Source organism: Actinoplanes sp. NBRC 101535 (assembly GCF_030269225.1).
In the GTDB taxonomy this organism is placed as follows: domain Bacteria; phylum Actinomycetota; class Actinomycetes; order Mycobacteriales; family Micromonosporaceae; genus Actinoplanes; species Actinoplanes rectilineatus.
The window spans coordinates 214,811-235,406 of record NZ_BSSY01000013.1; the positions used below are offsets into that span (position 1 = coordinate 214,811).

The following is a 20,596-nucleotide window of genomic DNA, read 5'->3' on the forward strand; positions in this document are numbered from 1 at the left end:
CGGCGAGGCCTTCGTGCGCTACTTGCGCATGAAGGCCTCGTACTCTTTCATCACGTCGTCGGTGGCGCCGTCCGCCCGGATCTGGCCGGACTCGAGCCAGATGCACCGGTCGCAGGTGTCCCGGATCGACTGCTCGCTGTGGCTGACCAGGAAGACCGTGCCGGCCTCGGCGCGCAGCTCACGGACCCGCTGCTCGCTGCGGCGGCGGAACTTCGCGTCACCGGTGGCCAGCGCCTCGTCGATGAGCAGCACGTCGTGCTGCTTCGCCGCGGCGATCGAGAACCGCAGCCGGGCGCCCATGCCGGAGGAGTACGTCCGCATCGGCAGCGAGGCGAAGTCGCCGCGCTCGTTGATGCCGGAGAACTCGATGATGCCGTCCTTCTTGGCCTTCACCTCGGCGGGTGACATGCCCATGGCCAGGCAACCCAGTTCGACGTTGCGCTCGCCGGGCAGCTCGTTCATCAGGGCGGCGTTCACACCGAGCAGCGACGGCTGGCCGGAGGCGTAGATCGAGCCGCGGGCCACCGGCAGCAGGCCGGCCACCGCGCGCAGCAGGGTCGACTTGCCCGAGCCGTTGCTGCCGATCAGGCCGATCGCCTCACCCCGGTACGCCACGAAGGTCACCCCTTTGACGGCGTGCACCTCCCGGACGTTGGCGGGGGAGGAGCCGGTCACCAGTCGCTTGAAGCTGGCCAGCGGGCTGCCGCTGCCCGCGGCGGCGGAGCTGTTGACCTTGTAGATGACGTGTGCGTCGTCAGCGACGACGGTGGGGATCCGATTGTCAGCCACGGCCGTAGCCCTTCTCTCCGCGCCAGAAGTACACGTAACCGCCGAGCCCGACGACGACGCTCCAGATGGTCGCGCCGATCCAGAGGCTGGTGGGGGTGCCGGCCAGCGGCACGTCCTCCATCAGCGAGTGACGCATCAGCTCGATGAAGATCAGCATCGGGTTCGACTCGATCAGGGTGAGCATCCAGCCGTCGATCTTGTCGTTCTCGGTGAACATGGTCACCGGGTAGAGCACGGCCGAGCCGTACATCCAGAAGCGCATGATGAACGGGATCAGCTGCTTGACGTCGCGAAGCTTCGAGCCGAAGCGCGCGCCGGCCAGGGCCAGGCCGGTGTTGAACACCGACTGCAGGAGCAGCAGCGGCACCACCAGCAGCCACTGCCACGTGATCGGCTCACCGGTCAGCAGCACGATGGCCATCAGCACGCCCAGTGCCACGATGAAGTTGCGGATCTCGACCAGGGCCACCGACAGGGGCAGGCTGGCCCGGGGGAAGTGCAGCGCCCGGATCATGCCCAGGTTGCCGGTGATCGCGTTGATCCCGGACTGCACGATCGACTGGGTGAACTGGAAGACGAAGACCCCGATGCACAGGTACGCGGGGAAGTTGTCGACATTCTTGCTGGTGCCGATGATCACGCCGAAGATCACGTAGTAGACCGCGGCGTTGAAGATCGGTGTGAGGACCTGCCACACGGCGCCGAGCTTGGTGCTGCCCAGTGATGAGGTCATCTTGGCGCTGGCGTGCGCCCCGATGAAGTGCCGGTAGGACCACAGCTGGCGCGTGTACTCCGGGAGGCTGGGGAGCCGTCCCGACGCGGTGAGGCCGTTGCGCCGGGCGAGCTCCTTGAGGGAGATCCCAGCGCCGGCCTCGGCGACCGCCGTCTCTGGCATGGAGTGGTGCTCCGATCTCGTCGGCTCCGTTGACTTGCGCGAGAACACAGCAAGCAGCATGGCAGGATCCCGCAGGCGTCGATGGAACGGGTTCGTATCGACGTGCAGTGACGTTAGCCGACCGAACGGCGGAACGCAACCGTTACGTCGTAGCGGTATAGTCGACGGGTGGCGACAGTCAAACGCGCACCAGCCGGAGCCGCGGTGCTCCGAGGCGACATCACCGTCGCGATCCGCAACGCGGTCATGAACGAGCTCGCGGAGGTCGGCTACGGTCGATTGTCCATCGAGGCCGTGGCTCGCCGCGCGGGGGTCGGCAAAACCGCTATCTACCGGCGCTGGAGCAACAAGCTCGAGATGGTCATGGAGATCATCTCGGACGTTGCCGAGCGCAAGGTGCCGCTACCGGACACCGGGAGCTTCGCGGGTGATCTGGAGTTGCTCATGATGATCGTGAGCAAGGCGCTCCAGCACCGGATCGCGTCGCAGATCATCCCGGACCTGATGGCCGAGGCGGCACGCAATCCGCAGATCTCCGAAACCCTGCAGCGGGCCTTGCGCACCCACCAGCAGGCGGTCGGGGAGAAGCTGGTCGGCCAGGCGATCCACCGGGGTGAGCTGCCCGAGGGGACCGACGCCGACCTCGCCGTGGACCTGATCCTCGGCCCGCTGTACTGGCGTCTCGCGGTGGCCCGGGAGCCGCTGAGTGACGACCATCTCGAAAAGCTCACCGCGGCCGTCACGGCGGCTCTGAGGGCGTCGTAGCGGCACCCGGATCGCACCGGGGGAAACCGTGGCGGCCGGCGTCCGCCCGCCGAAGGAGAAGTCCGACACCGTCCCACCACGGAGCCGGAGCAGATGACTTCTCCTTGTGACCACCGCGTCGACGCCACCGTCCTGGACGCCTCCTCGATCCTGGCCATCGTCCTGGGCCGCTCGGCCGGCGCCATGGCGGTGCCGCTGGACGGGCGTCCCCGGGTGTCGGCCGGGGCGCCCCTGGTCGGTGCCTGGCGCAGCCCGGACGGCACGGTCCGCCTGGAACTGCGCACCGACGGCACGTACGCCGGCGGGGTGGCCGGACGCCGTCAGCCGGCCCGGGGGACCTACCAGCTGGACGGCGGCTCGGTGGTGCTCCGCGACGGCGCCTCCGGGCTGCAGACCGCGGTGATCGTGCACGACGGCGAACTGGAGATGGCCGGCCACCGGTTGCTGCCGGTCTGAGAAACCGGCTTCCACCACCGGCCCGCGGCCGGGATGCTGTTCATCGTGATCGATTGGTTGAACGGCCCGGCCGTGGTGGCGTTCGGAGTGCCGACCTCCTGGGCCGAGGTGCTCGGCTTCGCCACCGGCCTGCTCACCGTCGGCCTGCTGGTGCGGCAGCACATCCTCAACTGGCCGCTCGGCGTCCTCAACGTCATGCTGCTGATGGTCGTCTTCTGGACCGCCGGCCTCTACGCCGACGCCGGCCTGCAGATCGTCTACATCGTCCTCGGCCTGTACGGCTGGTGGGCCTGGCTGTTCGGCGGGCAGGACCGCACCCGCCTGGTGGTCCGCGTCACCAGTCGGGCCGAGTGGCTCGGCCTGGCGGTGGCCGGAGCGGTGCTGACCGGCGGCCTCTGGCTCTTCCTCGACCGGCTGACCGGCTCCACGGTCCCGTTCGCCGACGCGCTCACCACCGCGTTGTCACTGCTCGCCACCTACGGACAGACCCGCAAGCTGCTGGAGAACTGGTGGATCTGGATCACCGCGGATCTGATCTACATCCCGCTCTACGGTTACAAGGGCCTGTGGCTGACCGCGATCCTCTACGTCGCGTTCCTGGTCCTGTGCATGCTGGGCCTGCGGTCCTGGCGGAGGGCGCTGCGATGAGATTCGGTCACGGCCTGGTCATCGGCAAGTTCTACCCGCCGCACGCCGGGCACCACGCGCTGATCGAGGCCGCGGCGGCCGCCTGCGAGCGGGTCACCGTGGTGGTCGCCCCGGCCTCCACCGAGAGCATCCCGCTCGGCCTGCGGCTGAGCTGGCTGCGCGAGGCGCACGGGCCGTCGGTCCGGTTCGTCGGCGTGCACGACGACCACCCGATCGACTACGCCGACCCGGCCGTCTGGGACCTGCACGTGGCGGTGTTCCGGCGGGCGGCCGGCACCGACCGCTTCGACGCGGTGTTCTCCTCCGAGGAGTACGGCGCCGAACTGGCCCGCCGTTTCCACGCCGAGCCGGTCCTGGTCGACCAGGACCGGCTGCGGATGCCGGTCTCCGGAACGGCGGTCCGGGCCGACCCGGTCGCGCACTGGCACCTGCTCGGTCCCGGCCCGCGCGCCTGGTTCACCCGCCGGGTGATCGTGGTGGGCGCCGAGTCGACCGGCACCACCACCATGGCCCGGGCGCTGGCCCGGCACTACCGGCTGCGCGGCGGGATCTGGGCGGGCACCCGCTGGGTGCCCGAGTTCGGCCGTGAGCTGACCGAACGCAAACTGGCCGCGCTGCGCCGGGACCGGCCGGCGGCCACCGCCTTCGACGTGACCTGGGACCGGGACGACTTCGTGACGGTCGCGACGCGGCAGTGCGCGGCCGAGGACGCCGCGGCCCGGGACGGCTCACCGGTGCTGTTCGGCGACACCGACGCGTTCGCCACCACGGTCTGGGAGGAGCGCTACCTGGGCGACACGTCGCCGGCGGTCGCGGCGCTGGCCCGCCCGGCCGACCTGCGCCTGCTCACCGACGTCGCCGGGGTGCCCTTCGTCGACGACGGCCTGCGCGACGGTGAGCACCTGCGGGAGTGGATGACCGGACGCTTCCGCGACCTGCTGACGGCCGGTTCCGGGCCGTTCGTCGAGCTCACCGGTGGGTACGCGGACCGCCTGCGTACCGCGATCGCGGCGGTGGACCGGATGCTCGCCGCGGGCTGGGACCTGACGCCGCCGAAGCTCCCTAAGGAACGGCCGGCCCCGGCCGATCGGTAGGACGTATCGAGGGGGTGACCATGCGGCTCACGACGGCCGGCACGGCTCTGGCGGTGATCTCGCTCACCCTCGGCGGCTGTGGTGCGCTGGGGCTCGACACGCACGACCCCGGTACGGCCACCGGCACACCACGACCCGGCGGTCAGTGGATCGACGTGCGGAACGGGACCGCGCCGCTGGCGAGCGCGACTCCGATGACCGGGCCCAGCTGGCGGGAGTCGCCGTATCCCACGCTCAGCCTCCCGGCGCCGTCACCGGGCTGTACCAAGACGTTCATGCGTACCGAGGAGGTGCTCATCCCGATCGAGGTGACGCCGGGTGCGGGTTCGCTGAAGGTCGAGTGGCCGCGGCAGTACGACTCGGCGTACCGGGTGGTCGCGGTGCCGCAGCAGCTGGTCTCCGGTGCGCAACCGGTGCCGCCCTGGCAGAGCGTCCCGGCCACGACGGCGTGCACGGTCAGCACCACCATCACCGGGCTGGTGCCGGGCGCGCCGTACATCGTCTGGCTGGACGCCCCGGGCACCGGGTACGAAGTGGACGGAACCCGCCACCTCTACACCGGACGCTCCGGGATCGTCACGCCCAGCTGACTCCGGCCTTCTCCACGGTCAGCACCTCGAGTCCGTCCGGCCCGATCCGGTACTTGGTCATGCTGGTCAGGGCCGGTCCGTAGACGTGCACGCTGACCGCCGGCCGGATCGAGTTGTTGATGATCCGGTGGATGTGGTGCCCGCCGAACCGTCGTCCGGCGCCCTCGCCGAGTTCCCGCGAGACGATCCGGGGCGTGCCGCCGGCGGTGGAGACGGTGTCCTCGGTCAGCGTGCCGCCGAAGATGTGGAACGCGCCGGCGGAGCCGCCGTGGTCGTGGATCTCGGTGCCCTGTCCGGGCAGCCAGGTGAGCAGCCAGACCTCGTGGTCGTCGGCGGCGGCGAGGCGGTGGTACCAGCGGTCCACCGGATTGAACCGGGGTGCCACCGGCCACTCGTGGGCGGCGTCCGCGTACTCCCGGGCGATGGCGAGGTGGTCGAGTCGGACTCCGGTGGCGGACATGCGAACCTCCAGCTGTGCATATAAAACCTATAGACCCGATAGGTTTTACCACACGAACGGCCGCCGCGGGTCGCGAATCGCGGAGACGGGATGGTCGTCACCGACTACCCTGAAAGAGGCTTGTCGAGCTTTGCCTCTTTCGGGAACTGGTGCGAAAAACTGCGATCCGCAACCGCTATGCCACGCTCTGTGGTCGAAAGCGGCCGATGTGTCACCGGATCGGCCGACCCCTTCCGCCCATACGGCGAAAATTGCAGCTCAGACGGTCCCTGCCTAATCCAGGACGCTATATGGTGAGCGTCGCCGCCCGGATACGGCAGCGCGACGGCCGTGGAACTCCCGGCCGGTGCTTCCGAACCGGCCGGCGCCACCGACAGTCGATCAACGAGGACGGACACGTGTCGAAATCGCATCGCGGTCTGCTCGCCGCCGGCCTCGCCGCCGTCATGATCGGCGCGATCGGTGTGGCGTCCTCGACCCTCAACGCGGTCGCCGACCAGATCCCCGGTCTCACCGGCGAGACGACCGCCACCCCGGTCGCCGCGGCACCGGTGCTCAAGCCGCCGACCAACCTGCCGTGGGGCGAGCGCCCCGCACGTCTGCGCACCGGGCAGGACGGCGCCAGCAGCAAGTCGCTCAAGGCCGCCGGGTTCAGCGCCGCCGCCCCGGACGACGTCGACGTCCCCGCCGACGGTGACGAGGCGCCCAAGGGCCGGACCTCCCGGACGACGTACCTCAAGTCGGAGGAGACCGACGTCGTGCCGCCGGAGCCGGCACCGACCGGCACGTCCAGCGGCACGAGCAGCCGTCCGACGGTGAACTTCCTGTACAACGTCGGGTCCCAGGCCGCCGAGGCCGACGGCGTCTACGCGAACCTGACGATCAGCAAGCCCGACCTGGCCCGCACCGACTACCACACCCTCGCCGAGGTGGCCGTGCAGTCCGCCGACGGTGCCCAGATCGTCGAGGTCGGCTGGAACGTGGACCGGGTCGTCAACGGCGACGCCGACCCGCACCTGTTCGTCTACCACTGGATCGACCGGCAGACCACCTGCTACAACGGCTGCGGCTTCGTGCAGTACAGCAAGAACGTCACGCCCGGCGACACCCTCGTGCAGGACACCACCAAGCGCTTCGGCATCCAGTACTTCGGCGGTGCCTGGTGGATCGCGTACGACACCGAGTGGGTGGGGTACTTCCCGGGCAAGCTGTGGAACAACACCTTCACCAAGAGCGGCCTGGTCCAGGTCTTCGGAGAGGTCGCCGCGTCCACGCCCCGCCCGTGCACCGAGATGGGCAACGGCAAGGCGGCCGACGACACCACCTCCGCCAAGGTCGGCAGTGTGGCCTACCTGAACGGCCCGCCCGTGGAACTCAGCGTCCGCACCACCAGCGACTGGTACGAGGTCTCGAAACTGAGCAGCCGCACGTTCCGCTACGGCGGGCCCGGAGCCTGCTGAAACAAGCGTTCCCCGGACGCCCGGTCACCCTTCGGTGGTGCCGGGCGTCCGTCTTTCCGTGAATCTCCGGGACACCGGTGAACCGATCCTCATGCCAGGATGTACATCCGGGTGGCCGGGCGGAACCCGAGAGGAGCCGGCGCCGATGAAGCGACGGGTCAATCCCGACGAGCAACTGATGACCGCGCTCTACACAGAGCACTACGCCGTTCTGATCAACTTCGTCTCGCGGTACGTCTCCGACCGGCACAAGGCGGAGGACCTCGTCCAGGAGACGTTGTTGCGCGCCTGGAAGCACATCGACCATCTGGATCCCGAGCCGGGCCGGACCAGGTCGTACCTGCTCACCATCGCCCGCAACGTGACGACCAACGCCTGGCGGGCGGAACAACGCCGTCCACGCCTGGTCGCCGATGAGAACGCGGTCAATTCAGCGCCGTCGGCAGACAATGTGGATCAGATGGTGGAAGGCTGGCTGGTGGCGGAGGCGATGGAGCGCCTCTCCCCGGAACACAAGGCCGTCATCCAGGCGATGTACTACGAGGGGCAGAGCGTGGCCGACGCGGCGCGGAAACTGTCGGTGCCCGAGGGCACGGTGAAGTCCCGTGCCTACTACGCGGTTCGTGCCCTGCGCACCGTCTTCGAGGAGATGGGGATGCTGCGATGAGCGACCTCGACGAGCACGGCGCGCTGCATCGCCTGCTCGGTGGCTATCTGCTCGGCGGCCTGGACGAGAGCGACACCGACCGGCTCGACGAGCACCTGCGGGACTGCGCCGACTGCCGGGCCGAACTCGACCGGCTCGCGCCCGTACCCGAAATGCTGCAGAGTCTGCCGGACGCGCGGCACCTGGCCGGCGGCGCACCGCTCGCGGTCGCGCCGACCGCCCGCCCCAGCCCGCAGAACATCGAGACCCTGCTGAGCCGGATGCGGGCGGAGAAGACCAGGGAGACCCGGGTGAGCCGGGTCCGGTGGCTGGCCGCCGCCGCGGTCGTCCTGATCGCGGCCGCCGCGGTCGGCTTCGGGATCTTCACCAACCGGGGCACACCGACCGAACCGGTGGCCGGGCCCAGCGGCAACCCGATCTCGGCGACCTTCGAGGCCGGACCGGGCAGCCAGCTCACCGGCGACGCGGTCCTCACCGCGAAGGGCTGGGGCGTCGCGGTCGCCCTGGAGGTCGACCACATGAGCGGCGACGGACCGTTCCTCTGCCTGGTCAAGGGCAAGGACGGCAAGACCGAGCAGGCGGCCGTCTGGGGTGACACCCCGAACGGCAGCGCCGAGGTCACCGGCGCCAGCTCGCTGCAGGCCGGCGACGTGGCCGAGATCGTGATAACCGACAGTGGCGGCGCGGTGCTCGGCACCGCCCGCGTCACCTGACGGTCGATTCCACTTGCGGGGGTGGGTTGAATGAGGGGCATGCGTCCTGATCTCAGCCTGCCCCCGAAGCTTCGTTCCGGCGACCGCGTCGCGGTCCTCTCACCCGCTTTCGCCGCGCCGGTGCTCTTTCCCGAGGTGTACGAACTGGGCCTGCGCCGGATCCGCGACGAACTCGGCCTGATCCCGGTGGAGTACCCCACCACCCGCAAGCACTCCTCCCCACAGGACCGGGCCGCCGACCTGACCGCGGCCTACGCCGACCCGGACATCCGGGCGGTGTTCGCCACCATCGGTGGCGCCGACCAGATCACCGTGTTGCCGCACCTCGACCCCGAGCCGTTCCAGGCCGACCCCAAGCCGTTCTTCGGGTACTCCGACAACACCAACCTGCTCAACTGGCTCTGGAACCACGGCGTTGCGGGCTACCACGGCGGTTCGACCATGGTGCACCTCGGCCGGGGCGCCGGGATCACCCCGGAACATCTGACCTCGCTGCGGGCCGCGCTCTTCGACGGCGGTGACCTGGAGATCACCCCGGTGGCCGAGTTCGGCGACGAGGAGCTGAGCTGGGAGGACCCCCGGTCGCTGACCGAGTCCGCGCCGATGCACCCGAGCCCCGGCTGGGAGTGGCACGGGCCGCAACGGGTGGTCACCGCGCCGACCTGGGGCGGCAGCCTGGAGATCACCCACTGGAACCTGGCGGCGAACCGGTGGATCCGGCCGTCCGCCGACTACGCCGGTTGTGTGCTGCTGCTGGAGACGTCGGAGGAGATGCCGTCCGCGTCCCAGGTGCACCGGATGCTGGTGGCCTTCGGCGAGCGCGGTCTGCTGGAGCAGTTCCCGGTGGTGCTTGTCGGTGCCGCCAAGGGCAGCCACTTCGCCGACTCGAAGTCGCAGGAGGAGCGGGCGAAGTACCGCTCGGACCAGCGGGACGCGGTGCTGCGGGCGCTGGCCGTCTACAACCCGGAGGCGACGGTGGTCTTCGGGGTGGACTTCGGGCACACCGACCCGCAGTGGGTGCTGCCGTACGGCGGCCGGGTCACCGTCGACGCCGTTGCGAAACGGATCGTGGCGCACTTCTGAGCTCCTCGGCGTGCACGTACGTGCACGCCATTCGTAGTGGGAACGTACGTGCACATTCGACGTGATGTGCACGTACGTGCACAGGCGCGACGATGTGCACGAACGTGCACAAGGAGGTGGCGATGCGGATCTCGAACGCCCACGACCTCGGTCTCCACATCCGGGAGCGTCGCCGGCTCGCCGGCCTCAGCCAGGAGCAGCTGGCGACCCGGGCCGGAGTGAGCCGGCGCTGGCTCGCCGCCTTCGAGGCCGGCAAACCCACCGCCGAGGCCGGCCTGATGTTCCGCGTCACCGCCGCCCTGGACCTGTACGTCGACGTCCAGCCCGAGCCGCCCCGCGACCTCGACCTCGACGAATACCTGAAGCGATTCGACGGTCCTCGATGACCATCGAGCTGACGGTGCTGATCACCGGGAGGGTCGCCGGCCTGCTCACCCGGGGGCAGCAGGGCCGGTTGTCCGTCACGTACGACGAGGGATATCGCACCTCACCGGCCGCGTTGCCGCTCTCCCTGTCGATGCCACTCGCGGTGCACGCCGCGCGCTGTCGTGAGGTTCTGGAGGAGACATGATCAGAGCGGCTCGGGCCGACGATCTCGTGGTGCTGCAGGAGATCGAGGTGGCGGCGGGACGGGCGTTCGCCGCGATCGGGATGGACGCGGTGGCCCGCGACGAGCCGCTCCCCGTCGACGAGTTGTCGGAGTACCAGCGGGACGGGCGGGCCTGGGTGGCCGTGGACGCGGCGGATCGGCCGGTGGCGTACGCGATCGCGAAGTGGGTCGACGGCCTGGCGCATGTCGAGCAGGTCTCCACCCACCCGGATCATGCCGGTCACCGGATCGGCGCCGCCCTGATCGATCGGATCGCCGGCTGGGCACGGGAGCACGGTTCGCCGGCGCTGACGCTGACCACGTTCGCCGATGTCGCCTGGAACGCGCCCTACTACGAGCGGCTTGGTTTCCGGCGGCTGGCCGACGACGCGGTGACCCCTGGTCTGCGGGCGATCAGGGCCGAGGAGAACGCGCACGGGCTGGACCGATGGCCCCGTCTGGTGATGCGACGTGAGATCTAGACCGGTGGCTGTTCGCCTAAGGTGAGAGGCATGCGCGCTGCCGTTTTCAACGAGCCGGGTCCCGCTTCCACCGTCTTCCAGATCGTCGATCGTGACCTGCCGTTGACCGGCGCCGGGGAGGTGCGGGTCCGCATCGTGCTCTCCGCGGTGAACCCGACCGACACCGGGACGAGGGCCGGGCGGGGCGTGCCGGACGGGGTGGCGCCACCGCGCGTGCCGAACCAGGACGGTGTCGGCGTGGTGGACGCGATCGGTGAGGGCGTGACGGATCTGGAGCCGGGCGACCGGGTCTGGGTGTGGGACGCCGGGTTCGGCCGGGCGGACGGCACCGCCCAGGAATACGTCGTGCTGCCCCGCCGCCAGGTGGTGTGGATGCCGGACGACGTCGACCTGACCGTCGGCGCCGGGCTGGGGATCCCCGCGTTGACCGCGCACCGCTGCCTGACCGTGGCCGCCGACGGTCCGCAGCGGCTCGGGCCGGGCGCGCTCGACGGCCGGACGGTGCTGGTCGCCGGCGGTGCGGGTGCGGTCGGCAACGCCGCGATCCAGCTGGCCAAGTGGGCCGGGGCGACGGTGCTCGCCACGGTCTCGTCGAAGGAGAAGGCCGATCTGGCGCTGTCGGCCGGCGCCGACGCGGTGATCAATTATCGGGACGACGACGTGGCCGCCCGGATCCGCGAGCTCAGCGAGACCGGGCCGCACCTGGTCGTCGAGGTGGACACCGCCAATCTGGATCTCGACCTGGACGTGATCGCGCCGGGCGGGCACATCGCGATCTACGTGGCCGGCCGGTTCAGCGTGCCCAGTTTCAAGGCGATGATGAAGAACGCCACCCTGAATTTCGTGCTGACCTACACCACCACACCGCAGGAGAAGGCCAACGCGGTGGCGGCGGTCGCCGAGGCGGTCAACGCGGGTGCTTTCCGGGTGGGGGAGGAGGCCGGCCTGCCGATCATCCGGTTTCCGCTGGACCGGATCGCCGAGGCGCACGAGGCGGTGGAGAACCACGCGGTCGGCAAGGTCGTCGTCGAGGTGACCGCGGCCTGAGTCCTGCTCCGGGCCGGAGCGGGTCAGCGTGCCGGCGGGGTCATTCCGGGTCGGAGCGGTTCAGCAGGTGGACACCGGTGGCGTACCGGAGCAGGTCGGCGTCGGTGATCGGGAACGCCGCGTCGACGGTCACCTCGAGCGTGGCCTGCCAGTCGGTGACGTCGATCGCGAGGGTCACGCCGGCGGCGTCGCGGGTGAGGGCGGCGTCGTACCCGTTGACCTTCTGGTCGACGCCGGTGAGGGTCTGCCGTTTCCGCAGGATCGTGCGCAGGACCGTGGTCCCGGACGCTGTCCGGAACGTCATCCGGGAGGCGGTGACGGTGTCGGTCTGGAGTCCGGCGGGGGTGAGGTCGAGCCGGAACGGCGGTTGCACCGCGATCGACGCCGCGGTCATCGCGTCGGCGAGCGCCACCACGTCCTTCGGTTTGTACGTGTCGTCGGTCTCCAGCAGGATCCAGGTGCCCGCCGACTCCTGCCAGGTGAGCGTGAGCCGTTTCGCTGGTTTGGTGTTGACAGTCCGCAACGTCCCTTTGTGCCCGCGAACGGTCATGTCCCGTGTGGTCGCCTCCCCGGTGAACACCGGCGCCGAGTCCGCGACGGTGATCGTCACGTCCGCCTCGTCGTAGTCGGTGGTCTCGAAGAACCCGATCAGGTCGCCGTCGACCATGGTGGCGACCGGGGTCTTGCGATCGGCGGTCTGCGGCAGCGTGAAGGGGAAGACCGGCGCCGTCCAGCCCGCGACGAGGGTGTCGGCGGCCGGGACCGGGGCCGGGGTGTCGGTGTTCGTCACCGCGAACGGAACGCCGATGGCCAGCGCCGCCACGGCGGCGGCCGCCCACCCGGTGACCACCCGGCGCCGGTGGTAGCGGTGCGACCGGTCGTGTACCGATCCGAGCAGGCCGGATTCGGAGGGCGCCCGGTCGGCGGCGGTGTGCATCGACTCTGCGAGCAACCGGTCCAGGTCATCCATCGCGGCGCACCCCTCCCTCACTCATCATGGTCCGCATCTTGGCGAGCGCCCGCGCCGCCTGGGAGCGGACCGTGGATTCGCCGCAGCCCAGCAGTGTCGCGATCTGGTCGTCCGGCAGGTCGCAGTAGAACCGCAGGACGAGTACGGCCCGCTGGGACCGGGGCAGGCCGGTCAGGAGCTGCCACATCTGGTCGCGGGCCAGTACGCGCTGCTGCGGCTCGTCGTATCCGGGCGGCTCGGGCACCTCGGCGAGGATCGCCTCGCGGGAGGCCCGCCGCCGGCGCCAGGACAGGAACTGACGGACGATCGCGGTGCGGACGTACGCCTCCGGACTGTCCATCTTGGTGATCTTGTCCCAGCGCCGGTGCATCCGGGCGAGGACCTCCTGAACGAGGTCCTCGGCGAGGTACGCGTCGCCGGACAGCACGTACGCGAACCGCAGCAACGCCCGCCCGCGGCCGTGCACGAAGTCGTCAAAATCGGTCATGAAGGGGGGAGCGAAACCTCAGCAGGTCTGGAAGACGTACGAACCGGAGCCCTTGGTGCTGACGTCGACGTCGCGCAGGACGATCGAGAGCGTGCTGCCGTGTGCCTTGCACGCCTTGGTGAAGCCCTCCTGAGAGTACTCGATCACCAGCACCTTGTTACCGTACGTAGCGGTATAGGCGTCGCATTCGTCCCAGGCGCCGCACTCCTCGGCGACCGCGAAGTCGAAGCCGATCTTCTTGGCGTTCGCGGTGGTCAGTTCGGCCAGGTTCTTCTGCCCCGAGGCGAGACCCTTGGTGTGGGCACGATCGGACAGCAACGTGGCGAATTCGATGGCCTGCGCCTGGGTCAGCAGGTTCTGCGACCGGGTGTACGAGTCCAGGTTGTCGAACTCGACGGCCTGGAAACCGCTGGTCTTGCAGCCGTCGATCCACGGTCCGACGACCGTCATCAGTGCGGTGCGCTTCGCGGCGGTCGAGATGTCGAACATCAGCTCGTTCCAGTCCTCGTCGATCACGAGGGCGCCGTTCTTGTCGCGCAGCAGCAGGTCGGCGTGGTTGGTCTTCCACCACGACTCGTCGCCGGGCTGGGCCTGGAAGGCGTTGACGTAGCAGACGTTGTAGAGGCCGGCGGCCGGCGAGGCCTCGCGGTCGCGGCTGACCACGGTCACGCCGCTGGGCGGGGTGTAGGCGCCGCCGATCTGGTAGTCGAAGCCGGCGTTGCCGGTCGGGGCCGTCCAGGTGCCGGTGGCGCTGGTGGGTGTGGTCGCCGCCGGTGAAGCGGTGGTCTTCGTGGGCGTGGCGGACTTCGACGCCGACGGTGTGGCCGACGCGCTCTTGGTCGCGGTCGGCTTGGCCGTCGTGGGCTTGACCGTGGTGGGCTTGGCGGTGCTGGGCTTGACCGTCGCCGACTTGGACGGCTTCGGGGAGGCCGCCGGCCTGGTGTAGGCCGAAGCGGTGCCGATCCCGGCGGCGAGAGCGACGGCGGTGGCGGCCGCCACCGCCGCACCTATCAACATCTTCTTGCGCTTCGACGCCATGACTGCAGCTCCTCGGGGGTGCGGGACAACTCCACCCGATGAACGCGGTGAGCCGCTGCGTCTGCTGCCGCCGATCAGTGATTATTTTCGGTCACTGGCCGAGAGCAGAGCGTCAGCGACCCGTTCGACCCCACGGCCGTCGACCGCTGCCCATCCACGCCCGGCGAGATCGGTCCGAGCCGCCGGGTCGGTGAGGAGTTCCCGCAGCACGTCAGCCGCTCGGGGATCGAAGTCACCGAGACGGCCGATCCCCGCGGCGAAGCCGCGCGCGACCGTCCGTTCGTACCCCGGAATCTGGTTGTCGACCACCCAGAGCAACGCCGCCGCCCGGCCCAGGCACAGCAGTTCCCAGGTCGACGTGCCGCTCGCACTGATCACCAGATCGGCGTCGACGAGCAGTTCGGGCAGGTGGTCGGTGGGGTCGATGATCTCGAAGTGCTGACCCGGACCGGCCCGGACCGCGAGCAGTTCGGCGCGCAGGCTCTCGTCAGCGGCGATCACGGTCGCGTCGAACGGTGCCGCGACCTCGGTGAGCAGCCGCGCCACCTGCGGCGCGGCCCGGAAGGCGTCGGTTCCGCCGAAGAAAGCGACAATCCTGGGGGTACGCGTCGCGGCATGCACCGGCTGCCTCCAAGGCCGGAGGTGGCGCACCGATGAACGTAACAGTGCGTAGTCGAGACCGGCGAGTCGGACGTCACCGTGGTCGAGCACCGCGTCGAGGTTCTGATCGACGTAGATGTCCGCGCTCTGCCCCCGCGGGTCACCGTCCACGATGGCCAGCGTCGGCAGCCCGGCCGCCCGGACCGCCACGCTCTGCTCCGGCGACAGCGTGTACGAGTCGATCACCAGGGCGTCCAGTCCGAGACGCCGGGTCGCCGCGACCAGGCCGACCGCGTCGAAGGGCGCCGGATGCCAGGCCAGTCCCCGCTGCCGCAACTGTGCCTCGGCCCAGGCGAGCCCGCCCAGGTCGGCGAGGAAGTGCACGTCCGCACCGCGGGCGGTCAGCTCCTCGGCCAGCGCCACACAGCGGATCAGGTGCCCGACTCCGGTCCTCGTCCCGGCGTCACACCGGATCCCGATGACCGTCATGCCTGCTCGAGTTCCTTCTGCCGGACGTGCGAGTTGACCGAGACCAGCTCGGGCCGGCCGTCGAGCCATCCGGCCATCGTGGTGATCGCGACCGGCGCGTCCCCGAAGTGGCCGACGACCGCCTCGATCAGCTTCCAGTCGTCCTCGGTGTCCAGCGTGAGCCGCAGGTGGGACAGGTCCGGCTGCGCGGTCAGGCCGATCACGTCGAAGTCCGCCGGGTGCGAGTAGACGTACGACGTCACATGCGTGCGGTGGTGGTCGTACGCCAGCTTGTCGATCTCCTTGAGCACCGACGCCCGGACCACCTCGACGTCCAGCCCGCGCGGCAGGGTCCGGGTGATCGAGGTGGTCAGGTAGTCCACCCCGGCCGCCTCGAAGACCCGGGTGGCCCGTTCGACCAGTCGCGGGTCGAGCAGCGGGCAGTCCGCGGTGAACCGCAGCACGGTGTCCGCCTGGTGCGTCTCGAGCACCCCGAGGAACCGGGTCAGCACGTCGTCGACCGGTCCGCGGTGGCAGGTCACGCCGATCCGCGCGCACTCGGCGACCACGGCGTCGTCATCGGGTTCGGTGGTGGTCGCGACGACCAGGTCGTCGAGGACGCCACTGTCCCGGGCGGCTCGGACCACCCGGTCGAGAACGGTCCGTCCGGCGAGGTGGCGCAGCACCTTGCCGGGCAGCCGGGAGGAGCCCATCCGGGCCTGAACGATGCCGAGGGTGGTCATGGCGACTGTCCTTTGTCGGTGGAACCGGAGGTGGAGTTCCGGAGGCGGTTGCGGGCCTTGCGGGCGATGACCAGCCCGGCTTTGGCCGCGCGATAGCCGAGGGATCCGCTGAACGCGGCGATCTGGGTCTTGGCGCGGCCGAGTTCGGCATCGCGCTTCTCCAGTTCGGTCTCGAAGAAGAGGTTGCGGGCCTCCGCGTCGGCGAGACGCCGGCGCAGGGCGGCCAGTTGTTCCGCATGGTCGCGCCGGACGTCCGGGCCGGGTGCGGCCGGCGTCTCCGGCGGGGTCTCCGCCAGGCCGGCGGCACCGGCCAGGACGGCGATCATCCGGGACACGTCGGTGACACCGGGCCAGGGATGCGTGTATCCGCCGGTCAGCAGGGTGTGGGCGAATCGGGTCAGGGCGTCCGGCCGGTCCGGCGCGGACGGGTCCAGCGGGGCGAACGTGTCGCCGTCGACCACCACGTTCTCCGCGATGGCCTGCGGCAGGACGGTCATCCACCGGGCCAGCAGCCGGCGCAGGCCGGGCAGGTCGTGGTCGACCGCGGCGCCGAGCAGCAACTCCTCGAGCAGGCGGCCGGTGGGCAGCGGGCCGTTCAGGGACGCGTCGCCGCGGATCACCCGGCGCAGCCAGACACCGTCCGGACTGCCCGCGACCTCGGTGATCGTTTCCGGACCGGGCGCGGCGAGCACCGGCGGCAGGACGAGCGCCTGCGCCGGGCGCGGCGCGAGGTGGGCCACGGCCAGCCAGGCGGGGGCGAACTCGGCGCCGACACCCCGGCGCACGGCCGCGGCGGTCAACCGGCGGGGGTCGCTCAGGACCTCTCTCGCGGTGTACGCCGTGGCGACCGCCGACGCTGCCGAGGCGGCCAGCGCGTCCAGCGGTCCGTAGCGCAGCGTCTCCGGGGTGACCAGCAGCGTCGGCTGTCCGGGCAGTGGCCAGACGGCGGCCAGGCCGGCGACCGGCAGGCCCTCCGCACCGAGGGCGGCAGCGAGACGGTCCGGCCGTCCGGGCGCGGTGGCGAACTCGCCGAGCGGGCGCCACTCGCCGTCCCGGGCCACGGTCGGGCTGCCGGGGTCGACGAGACGGTGCACGCCCAGTTCGTTTTCCACGGTCAGCAGCAGGGTGCCGCCGGGGCGCAGGGTGCGTTTGAGGGCGCGTACCGACTCGGGCCAGTCGAGTTGCGGGCCCTCCGGGGTGCAGAGCCGTCCGGTGCCGTCGAACGCGATCACGGTGTCGAACCGCTCGGTCTCGGTCAGCTTGGCGAGGCTGCCGCAGAGCACGCGAACACCGCGTGCGGCGAGCGCCTCGGCGTCCGGCTGCGAGCGCAGCAGGCAGGTGACCTCACGGTTCTCGGCGAGGGCGTCGACCAGTGCGTCGTCGTGCGGCCCGGCGACCAGGATCCGGGTGTGTGCCGGGAGCCGCCCGGCGAGGTGCCGGTGGACGGGTCCGCCGGCGGGCGGGCGCTGCTCGGTGAACTCCGGCATCTCCCCGCCGATCATCTGGATCATGCGGCGGCCCGCTCCTCGGTCGTGACGTTCTTCCAGCCCAGGACCGCGCGCAGTTCGGCGGGCGAGGCGAGACGCCCGGCGCCCAGTTCGTCCATGGCGGTGGCCCGGGCATGTTCCGGGTCGGGCGCGACGCCGTGCAGCTCCGGCCACTCCCGGCGGATCCGGGCCGCGGTCGGCTCGTTCTCGCCGTGCAGGTACATCGGGTCGCCGTACACGGCCGGTTTGCACCCGGCCGCCACCCCGTAGAAGACCGCGCTGCTCAGCCGGTTGGACGCCACCCGCTTGTGGCGGCGCAGCTCGGCCAGCTGCTTGTGCAGGAACCGCTCGTCGGTCCGCTCCCGCATGTACCCGCGGTAGCCGTGGCAGATCACCCGGCCGGCCCGCTCGTACGCGGCCCTGATCCTGGCGTTCTGGAACTCCTGCCAGTACAGGCAGAAGGTGATCGGCCCCGGCTCGGTCGCGGTGATCTCGTCGATCAGCCGCTGGTGATCGCCGGTGACGTGCTGCCCCTCCCAGCCGTGGAAGGGGTACCAGAGGGTGCCGTCGCGGACCTCGGTGAGACCGGCGGTGTCCGGGATGGACTCCACCAGGTACAGGAACGGTGCCCCGATCACGGTGGCTTCCGGGCGTCCCATCGACCAGGCCCGGCGGCGGGTCCGCTCGGACCAGACGAAGATCGGCAGGCCGGGCGCGTACGGGGTCCCCGCGCCCAGCCCGTCCACCACGTTCCAGCCGTGCTGCAGGTATCCGTCGATCCGCGGTGGGCGCGACGGGTCGAGCCCGCAGTACTCGGCGAGGACGTGGGCGTGGCCGTAGAAGTGGTTCCCGTGGTGCACTCCGGTTCAGCTCCCGAGAACGCCGCGCAGTGTCTCCACCACACGGTCCTGGTCGGTGTCGCTGAGGTCGGCGAAGAGCGGGAGGGACAGCTGCTCGGCGTAGAAGGACTCGGCCACCGGACACATGCCCCGCCGGTAACCCAGATCCTCGAAGACCGGGTGCCAGTACACCGGGATGTAGTTGATCTGCACCCCGATCCCGGCGGCCCGCAGCCGGTCGTACACCTCGCGGCGGCGACCGTCGAGGATGCGTACCGGATAGAGGTGCCGCATCGGGTCGGCCTCCGCCCGCTGCGCCGGCAGGCGCAGGCCGGGCACGCCGGCCAGCAGCTCGTCGTAACGCGCCGACAGGTACGCGCGGCGCGCCTTGAACCGGCCCAGCCGGCGCAGCTGCGCGCTGCCCAGGGCGGCGAGCACGTCCGGCAGCCGGTAGTTGAGACCGAACTCGTGCACCTCGTAGAACCAGCCGCCCTCGTCGGTGCGGCGCAGCTTCGCCGGGTCGCGGGTCACGCCCACGGTCCGGAACGTGCGCAGGCGCTCGACGAGTTCCGGCCGGGTCGACGCGACCGCGCCGCCCTCGCCGGTGGTGAGGTTCTTGGTCGGGAAGAACGAGAACGTGGTCAGGTCGGCGAGGGTGCCGACCGGGCGACCGCGCCAGGTCGAGCCGATCGAGTGCGCGGCGTCGCCGAGCAGCAGCGCGCCGGCGCTCTCGGAGACCTTGCGCAGCCGGTCGTAGTCGGCCGGGACACCGGCGTAGTCGACCGCGGCCACGACCCTGGTCCGGCTGGTCACGGCCGCCTCGGCGGCGGCCGGGTCCAGGTTGGCGGTGTCCTGCTCGACGTCGGCGAACACCACCTTCGCGCCCAGCATGGCGGCGCTGGAGGCGGTGGCCACGAACGTCATCGGGGTGGTGACGACCTCGTCGCCGATGGTGACGCCGGCTGCGGCGTACGCCGCGTGCAGCGCCGTGGTGCCGTTGGTGACCGTCACGCACGGCGCGCCGGCCACCTGCTCCAGGTCCGCCTCGAAGTCGGCGACCCGCGGACCGGTGGTCAGCCAGTCGCTGCCCAGGGCGGCGACGACCGCCTCCACGTCCGAGCCGTCGATGGACTGACGTCCGTAGGGCAGCATCACTTCTCCGCGAGGAGGGCGCGCATGTCGTCGACCGAGAGCCACAGGTCGTTGTTGTCCGAGCGGTAGTTGAAGCCGTCGGCGACCGGTTCGCCACCCGCGGGCGACTCGTAACCCCAGCTCGCGGCGACCGGCTGGACCACGTAGCGGTCCGGGAAGCGCAGCGTGCGGCGGCTGTCGTCAGCGGCGATCATCTCTTCGTGCAGCTTCTCGCCCGGGCGCATGCCGATCTCGTGCGTGGCGGCGTCCGGTGCGACGGCCTCGACCAGGTCGGTGACCCGCATGCTGGGGATCCGCGGCACGTAGAGCTCGCCGCCGCGCATCGCGTCGAACGAGTCGACGACGAACTCGACCGCCTGGTCCAGCGTGATCCAGAAGCGGGTCATCCGCTTGTCGGTGATCGGAAGGCTCTTGCCCTCGGCGGCCAGCTTGCGGAAGAACGGGACGACCGAGCCGCGGCTGCCCATCACGTTGCCGTAGCGGACCACCGCGAGGCGGGTGGGGTGCGTGGCGGCGTAGTGGTTGCCGGCGATCACGATCTTGTCGGCGGCGAGCTTGGTGGCGCCGTACAGGTTGATCGGGCTGGACGCCTTGTCGGTGGAGAGGGCGACGACCTTCTTCACCTCGGCCGTGATGGCGGCGTCGATGACGTTCTGGGTGCCGTTGATGTTGGTGGCGACGAACTCCGAGGGGTTGTACTCGGCGGTGTCGACCTGCTTGAGGGCGGCGGCGTGGACGACGTGGTCGATGCCGTGCATGGCGCGGGCCAGGCGGTCGCGGTCGCGGATGTCGCCGATGAAGAACCGCAGGCGCGGGTCGTCGCCGAACATCTGCCGAACCTCGTACTGCTTCAGCTCGTCACGCGAGAACACGACGATGCGCTGCGGGTCCAGGTTGTCGAGGGCGTACCTCAGGAAGGCCTTGCCGAAGGAACCGGTGGAGCCGGTGACAAGGATCGAGGAGCCGGCGATTTCAGACACGTGTTTTCTCCGGGGGATCAGCGATAGGCCGGTACGAGCCGGAAGCATAACCACCGGAACAGCAATTTCCGGAAGAGCGGAGAAACGCCAATGT

At 70.5% G+C, this 20,596-nt stretch carries 25 protein-coding genes; 13 read left to right on the top strand and 12 right to left on the bottom strand.

What is annotated here, in order from left to right:
* Positions 1-18: 18 nt before the first annotated feature.
* Both QSK32_RS31285 and QSK32_RS31290 read right to left on the bottom strand, forming a co-directional pair.
* Positions 19-789: an ABC transporter ATP-binding protein gene (locus QSK32_RS31285; protein WP_045740584.1), complete on the bottom strand. Its 771-nt coding sequence runs from the start codon at positions 787-789 to the stop codon at positions 19-21.
* Positions 782-1,684, bottom strand: a complete 903-nt coding sequence (locus QSK32_RS31290) for an ABC transporter permease (protein WP_045740585.1) — start codon at positions 1,682-1,684, stop codon at positions 782-784. Before QSK32_RS31290 ends, QSK32_RS31285 begins: the two co-directional genes overlap by 8 nt.
* Positions 1,685-1,888: 204 nt before the next feature.
* On the opposite strand from QSK32_RS31290, the gene QSK32_RS31295 reads away from it, so the two are divergent.
* The 5 genes from QSK32_RS31295 (at position 1,889) to QSK32_RS31315 (ending at position 5,237) form a co-directional block, all read left to right on the top strand.
* A complete protein-coding gene (locus QSK32_RS31295) occupies positions 1,889-2,449 on the top strand; it encodes a TetR/AcrR family transcriptional regulator (RefSeq protein ID WP_045740586.1) in 561 nt (186 codons plus the stop codon).
* 93 nt (positions 2,450-2,542) lie between these two features.
* A complete protein-coding gene (locus QSK32_RS31300; protein WP_045740587.1) occupies positions 2,543-2,905 on the top strand; it encodes an Atu4866 domain-containing protein in 363 nt (120 codons plus the stop codon).
* Between the two features lie 45 nt (positions 2,906-2,950).
* Positions 2,951-3,553, top strand: coding sequence for a nicotinamide riboside transporter PnuC (pnuC, locus tag QSK32_RS31305; protein ID WP_285473899.1), 603 nt, complete (start codon positions 2,951-2,953; stop codon positions 3,551-3,553).
* Entirely contained in the window at positions 3,550-4,647 is a 1,098-nt protein-coding gene (locus tag QSK32_RS31310; protein ID WP_045740589.1) for an AAA family ATPase, read from the top strand. Before pnuC ends, QSK32_RS31310 begins: the two co-directional genes overlap by 4 nt.
* A gap of 20 nt (positions 4,648-4,667) precedes the next feature.
* Positions 4,668-5,237, top strand: coding sequence for a hypothetical protein (locus QSK32_RS31315; protein ID WP_285473900.1), 570 nt, complete (start codon positions 4,668-4,670; stop codon positions 5,235-5,237).
* Here the strand turns inward: QSK32_RS31315 and QSK32_RS31320 are convergent.
* The gene (locus QSK32_RS31320; RefSeq protein ID WP_045740590.1) at positions 5,224-5,697 is read right to left on the bottom strand and encodes a cysteine dioxygenase; all 474 of its coding nucleotides are present in this window, start codon (positions 5,695-5,697) and stop codon (positions 5,224-5,226) included. The two genes, QSK32_RS31315 and QSK32_RS31320, sit on opposite strands and share 14 nt — an antisense overlap.
* Before the next feature lie 398 nt (positions 5,698-6,095).
* Between QSK32_RS31320 and QSK32_RS31325 the strand changes: the two genes are divergently transcribed.
* The 8 genes from QSK32_RS31325 (at position 6,096) to QSK32_RS31360 (ending at position 11,738) form a co-directional block, all read left to right on the top strand.
* Positions 6,096-7,157, top strand: a complete 1,062-nt coding sequence (locus QSK32_RS31325) for a neprosin family prolyl endopeptidase (RefSeq protein WP_245673831.1) — start codon at positions 6,096-6,098, stop codon at positions 7,155-7,157.
* 145 nt (positions 7,158-7,302) lie between these two features.
* On the top strand, positions 7,303-7,824 hold the full coding sequence (locus QSK32_RS31330; RefSeq protein ID WP_045740591.1) for a sigma-70 family RNA polymerase sigma factor: 522 nt from the start codon (positions 7,303-7,305) through the stop codon (positions 7,822-7,824).
* Entirely contained in the window at positions 7,821-8,537 is a 717-nt protein-coding gene (locus QSK32_RS31335; protein WP_045740592.1) for a zf-HC2 domain-containing protein, read from the top strand. The genes QSK32_RS31330 and QSK32_RS31335 overlap by 4 nt, the downstream gene beginning before the upstream one ends.
* A 39-nt stretch (positions 8,538-8,576) precedes the next feature.
* Complete coding sequence (locus tag QSK32_RS31340) at positions 8,577-9,620, top strand: S66 peptidase family protein (RefSeq protein WP_045740593.1); 1,044 nt, start codon at positions 8,577-8,579, stop codon at positions 9,618-9,620.
* A gap of 122 nt (positions 9,621-9,742) precedes the next feature.
* Positions 9,743-10,006, top strand: a complete 264-nt coding sequence (locus tag QSK32_RS31345; protein WP_285473901.1) for a helix-turn-helix domain-containing protein — start codon at positions 9,743-9,745, stop codon at positions 10,004-10,006.
* The gene (locus tag QSK32_RS31350) at positions 10,003-10,191 is read left to right on the top strand and encodes a HipA N-terminal domain-containing protein (protein WP_285473902.1); all 189 of its coding nucleotides are present in this window, start codon (positions 10,003-10,005) and stop codon (positions 10,189-10,191) included. Before QSK32_RS31345 ends, QSK32_RS31350 begins: the two co-directional genes overlap by 4 nt.
* The gene (locus tag QSK32_RS31355) at positions 10,188-10,691 is read left to right on the top strand and encodes a GNAT family N-acetyltransferase (RefSeq protein ID WP_285473903.1); all 504 of its coding nucleotides are present in this window, start codon (positions 10,188-10,190) and stop codon (positions 10,689-10,691) included. The genes QSK32_RS31350 and QSK32_RS31355 overlap by 4 nt, the downstream gene beginning before the upstream one ends.
* A 30-nt stretch (positions 10,692-10,721) precedes the next feature.
* The gene (locus QSK32_RS31360; RefSeq protein ID WP_285473904.1) at positions 10,722-11,738 is read left to right on the top strand and encodes an NADPH:quinone reductase; all 1,017 of its coding nucleotides are present in this window, start codon (positions 10,722-10,724) and stop codon (positions 11,736-11,738) included.
* A 40-nt stretch (positions 11,739-11,778) separates the two neighbouring features.
* Here the strand turns inward: QSK32_RS31360 and QSK32_RS31365 are convergent, their stop codons facing one another.
* The 9 genes from QSK32_RS31365 to pseB all read right to left on the bottom strand — a co-directional run bounded on the left by QSK32_RS31365 (position 11,779) and on the right by pseB (position 20,502).
* Positions 11,779-12,708, bottom strand: a complete 930-nt coding sequence (locus QSK32_RS31365; protein ID WP_285473905.1) for a hypothetical protein — start codon at positions 12,706-12,708, stop codon at positions 11,779-11,781.
* Positions 12,701-13,195, bottom strand: a complete 495-nt coding sequence (locus tag QSK32_RS31370; RefSeq protein ID WP_045740597.1) for a SigE family RNA polymerase sigma factor — start codon at positions 13,193-13,195, stop codon at positions 12,701-12,703. Before QSK32_RS31370 ends, QSK32_RS31365 begins: the two co-directional genes overlap by 8 nt.
* 18 nt (positions 13,196-13,213) lie before the next feature.
* The gene (locus QSK32_RS31375; protein ID WP_045740598.1) at positions 13,214-14,233 is read right to left on the bottom strand and encodes an endo alpha-1,4 polygalactosaminidase; all 1,020 of its coding nucleotides are present in this window, start codon (positions 14,231-14,233) and stop codon (positions 13,214-13,216) included.
* An 81-nt stretch (positions 14,234-14,314) separates the two neighbouring features.
* Complete coding sequence (locus tag QSK32_RS31380) at positions 14,315-15,322, bottom strand: PseG/SpsG family protein (protein WP_285473906.1); 1,008 nt, start codon at positions 15,320-15,322, stop codon at positions 14,315-14,317.
* The gene (locus QSK32_RS31385; RefSeq protein WP_045740600.1) at positions 15,319-16,044 is read right to left on the bottom strand and encodes a cytidylyltransferase domain-containing protein; all 726 of its coding nucleotides are present in this window, start codon (positions 16,042-16,044) and stop codon (positions 15,319-15,321) included. Before QSK32_RS31385 ends, QSK32_RS31380 begins: the two co-directional genes overlap by 4 nt.
* On the bottom strand, positions 16,041-17,555 hold the full coding sequence (locus tag QSK32_RS31390; protein WP_045740601.1) for a class I SAM-dependent methyltransferase: 1,515 nt from the start codon (positions 17,553-17,555) through the stop codon (positions 16,041-16,043). The genes QSK32_RS31385 and QSK32_RS31390 overlap by 4 nt, the downstream gene beginning before the upstream one ends.
* Complete coding sequence (locus QSK32_RS31395) at positions 17,552-18,391, bottom strand: hypothetical protein (RefSeq protein WP_285473907.1); 840 nt, start codon at positions 18,389-18,391, stop codon at positions 17,552-17,554. Before QSK32_RS31395 ends, QSK32_RS31390 begins: the two co-directional genes overlap by 4 nt.
* Positions 18,392-18,397: 6 nt before the next feature.
* On the bottom strand, positions 18,398-19,522 hold the full coding sequence (locus QSK32_RS31400) for a DegT/DnrJ/EryC1/StrS family aminotransferase (RefSeq protein ID WP_285473908.1): 1,125 nt from the start codon (positions 19,520-19,522) through the stop codon (positions 18,398-18,400).
* Entirely contained in the window at positions 19,522-20,502 is a 981-nt protein-coding gene (gene pseB, locus QSK32_RS31405) for a UDP-N-acetylglucosamine 4,6-dehydratase (inverting) (protein ID WP_045740604.1), read from the bottom strand. The genes QSK32_RS31400 and pseB overlap by 1 nt, the downstream gene beginning before the upstream one ends.
* Positions 20,503-20,596 lie beyond the last annotated feature (94 nt).

Coding starts and splice junctions, on each gene's coding strand:
- QSK32_RS31290 (WP_045740585.1), bottom strand. CDS start 1,684: ATGCCAGAGACGGCGGTCGCCGAGGCCGGCGCTGGGATCTCCCTCAAG.
- QSK32_RS31300 (WP_045740587.1), top strand. CDS start 2,543: ATGACTTCTCCTTGTGACCACCGCGTCGACGCCACCGTCCTGGACGCC.
- QSK32_RS31310 (WP_045740589.1), top strand. CDS start 3,550: ATGAGATTCGGTCACGGCCTGGTCATCGGCAAGTTCTACCCGCCGCAC.
- QSK32_RS31315 (WP_285473900.1), top strand. CDS start 4,668: ATGCGGCTCACGACGGCCGGCACGGCTCTGGCGGTGATCTCGCTCACC.
- QSK32_RS31320 (WP_045740590.1), bottom strand. CDS start 5,697: ATGTCCGCCACCGGAGTCCGACTCGACCACCTCGCCATCGCCCGGGAG.
- QSK32_RS31330 (WP_045740591.1), top strand. CDS start 7,303: ATGAAGCGACGGGTCAATCCCGACGAGCAACTGATGACCGCGCTCTAC.
- QSK32_RS31335 (WP_045740592.1), top strand. CDS start 7,821: ATGAGCGACCTCGACGAGCACGGCGCGCTGCATCGCCTGCTCGGTGGC.
- QSK32_RS31340 (WP_045740593.1), top strand. CDS start 8,577: ATGCGTCCTGATCTCAGCCTGCCCCCGAAGCTTCGTTCCGGCGACCGC.
- QSK32_RS31345 (WP_285473901.1), top strand. CDS start 9,743: ATGCGGATCTCGAACGCCCACGACCTCGGTCTCCACATCCGGGAGCGT.
- QSK32_RS31350 (WP_285473902.1), top strand. CDS start 10,003: ATGACCATCGAGCTGACGGTGCTGATCACCGGGAGGGTCGCCGGCCTG.
- QSK32_RS31355 (WP_285473903.1), top strand. CDS start 10,188: ATGATCAGAGCGGCTCGGGCCGACGATCTCGTGGTGCTGCAGGAGATC.
- QSK32_RS31360 (WP_285473904.1), top strand. CDS start 10,722: ATGCGCGCTGCCGTTTTCAACGAGCCGGGTCCCGCTTCCACCGTCTTC.
- QSK32_RS31365 (WP_285473905.1), bottom strand. CDS start 12,708: ATGGATGACCTGGACCGGTTGCTCGCAGAGTCGATGCACACCGCCGCC.
- QSK32_RS31370 (WP_045740597.1), bottom strand. CDS start 13,195: ATGACCGATTTTGACGACTTCGTGCACGGCCGCGGGCGGGCGTTGCTG.
- QSK32_RS31375 (WP_045740598.1), bottom strand. CDS start 14,233: ATGGCGTCGAAGCGCAAGAAGATGTTGATAGGTGCGGCGGTGGCGGCC.
- QSK32_RS31380 (WP_285473906.1), bottom strand. CDS start 15,322: ATGACGGTCATCGGGATCCGGTGTGACGCCGGGACGAGGACCGGAGTC.
- QSK32_RS31385 (WP_045740600.1), bottom strand. CDS start 16,044: ATGACCACCCTCGGCATCGTTCAGGCCCGGATGGGCTCCTCCCGGCTG.
- QSK32_RS31390 (WP_045740601.1), bottom strand. CDS start 17,555: ATGATCCAGATGATCGGCGGGGAGATGCCGGAGTTCACCGAGCAGCGC.
- QSK32_RS31400 (WP_285473908.1), bottom strand. CDS start 19,522: ATGCTGCCCTACGGACGTCAGTCCATCGACGGCTCGGACGTGGAGGCG.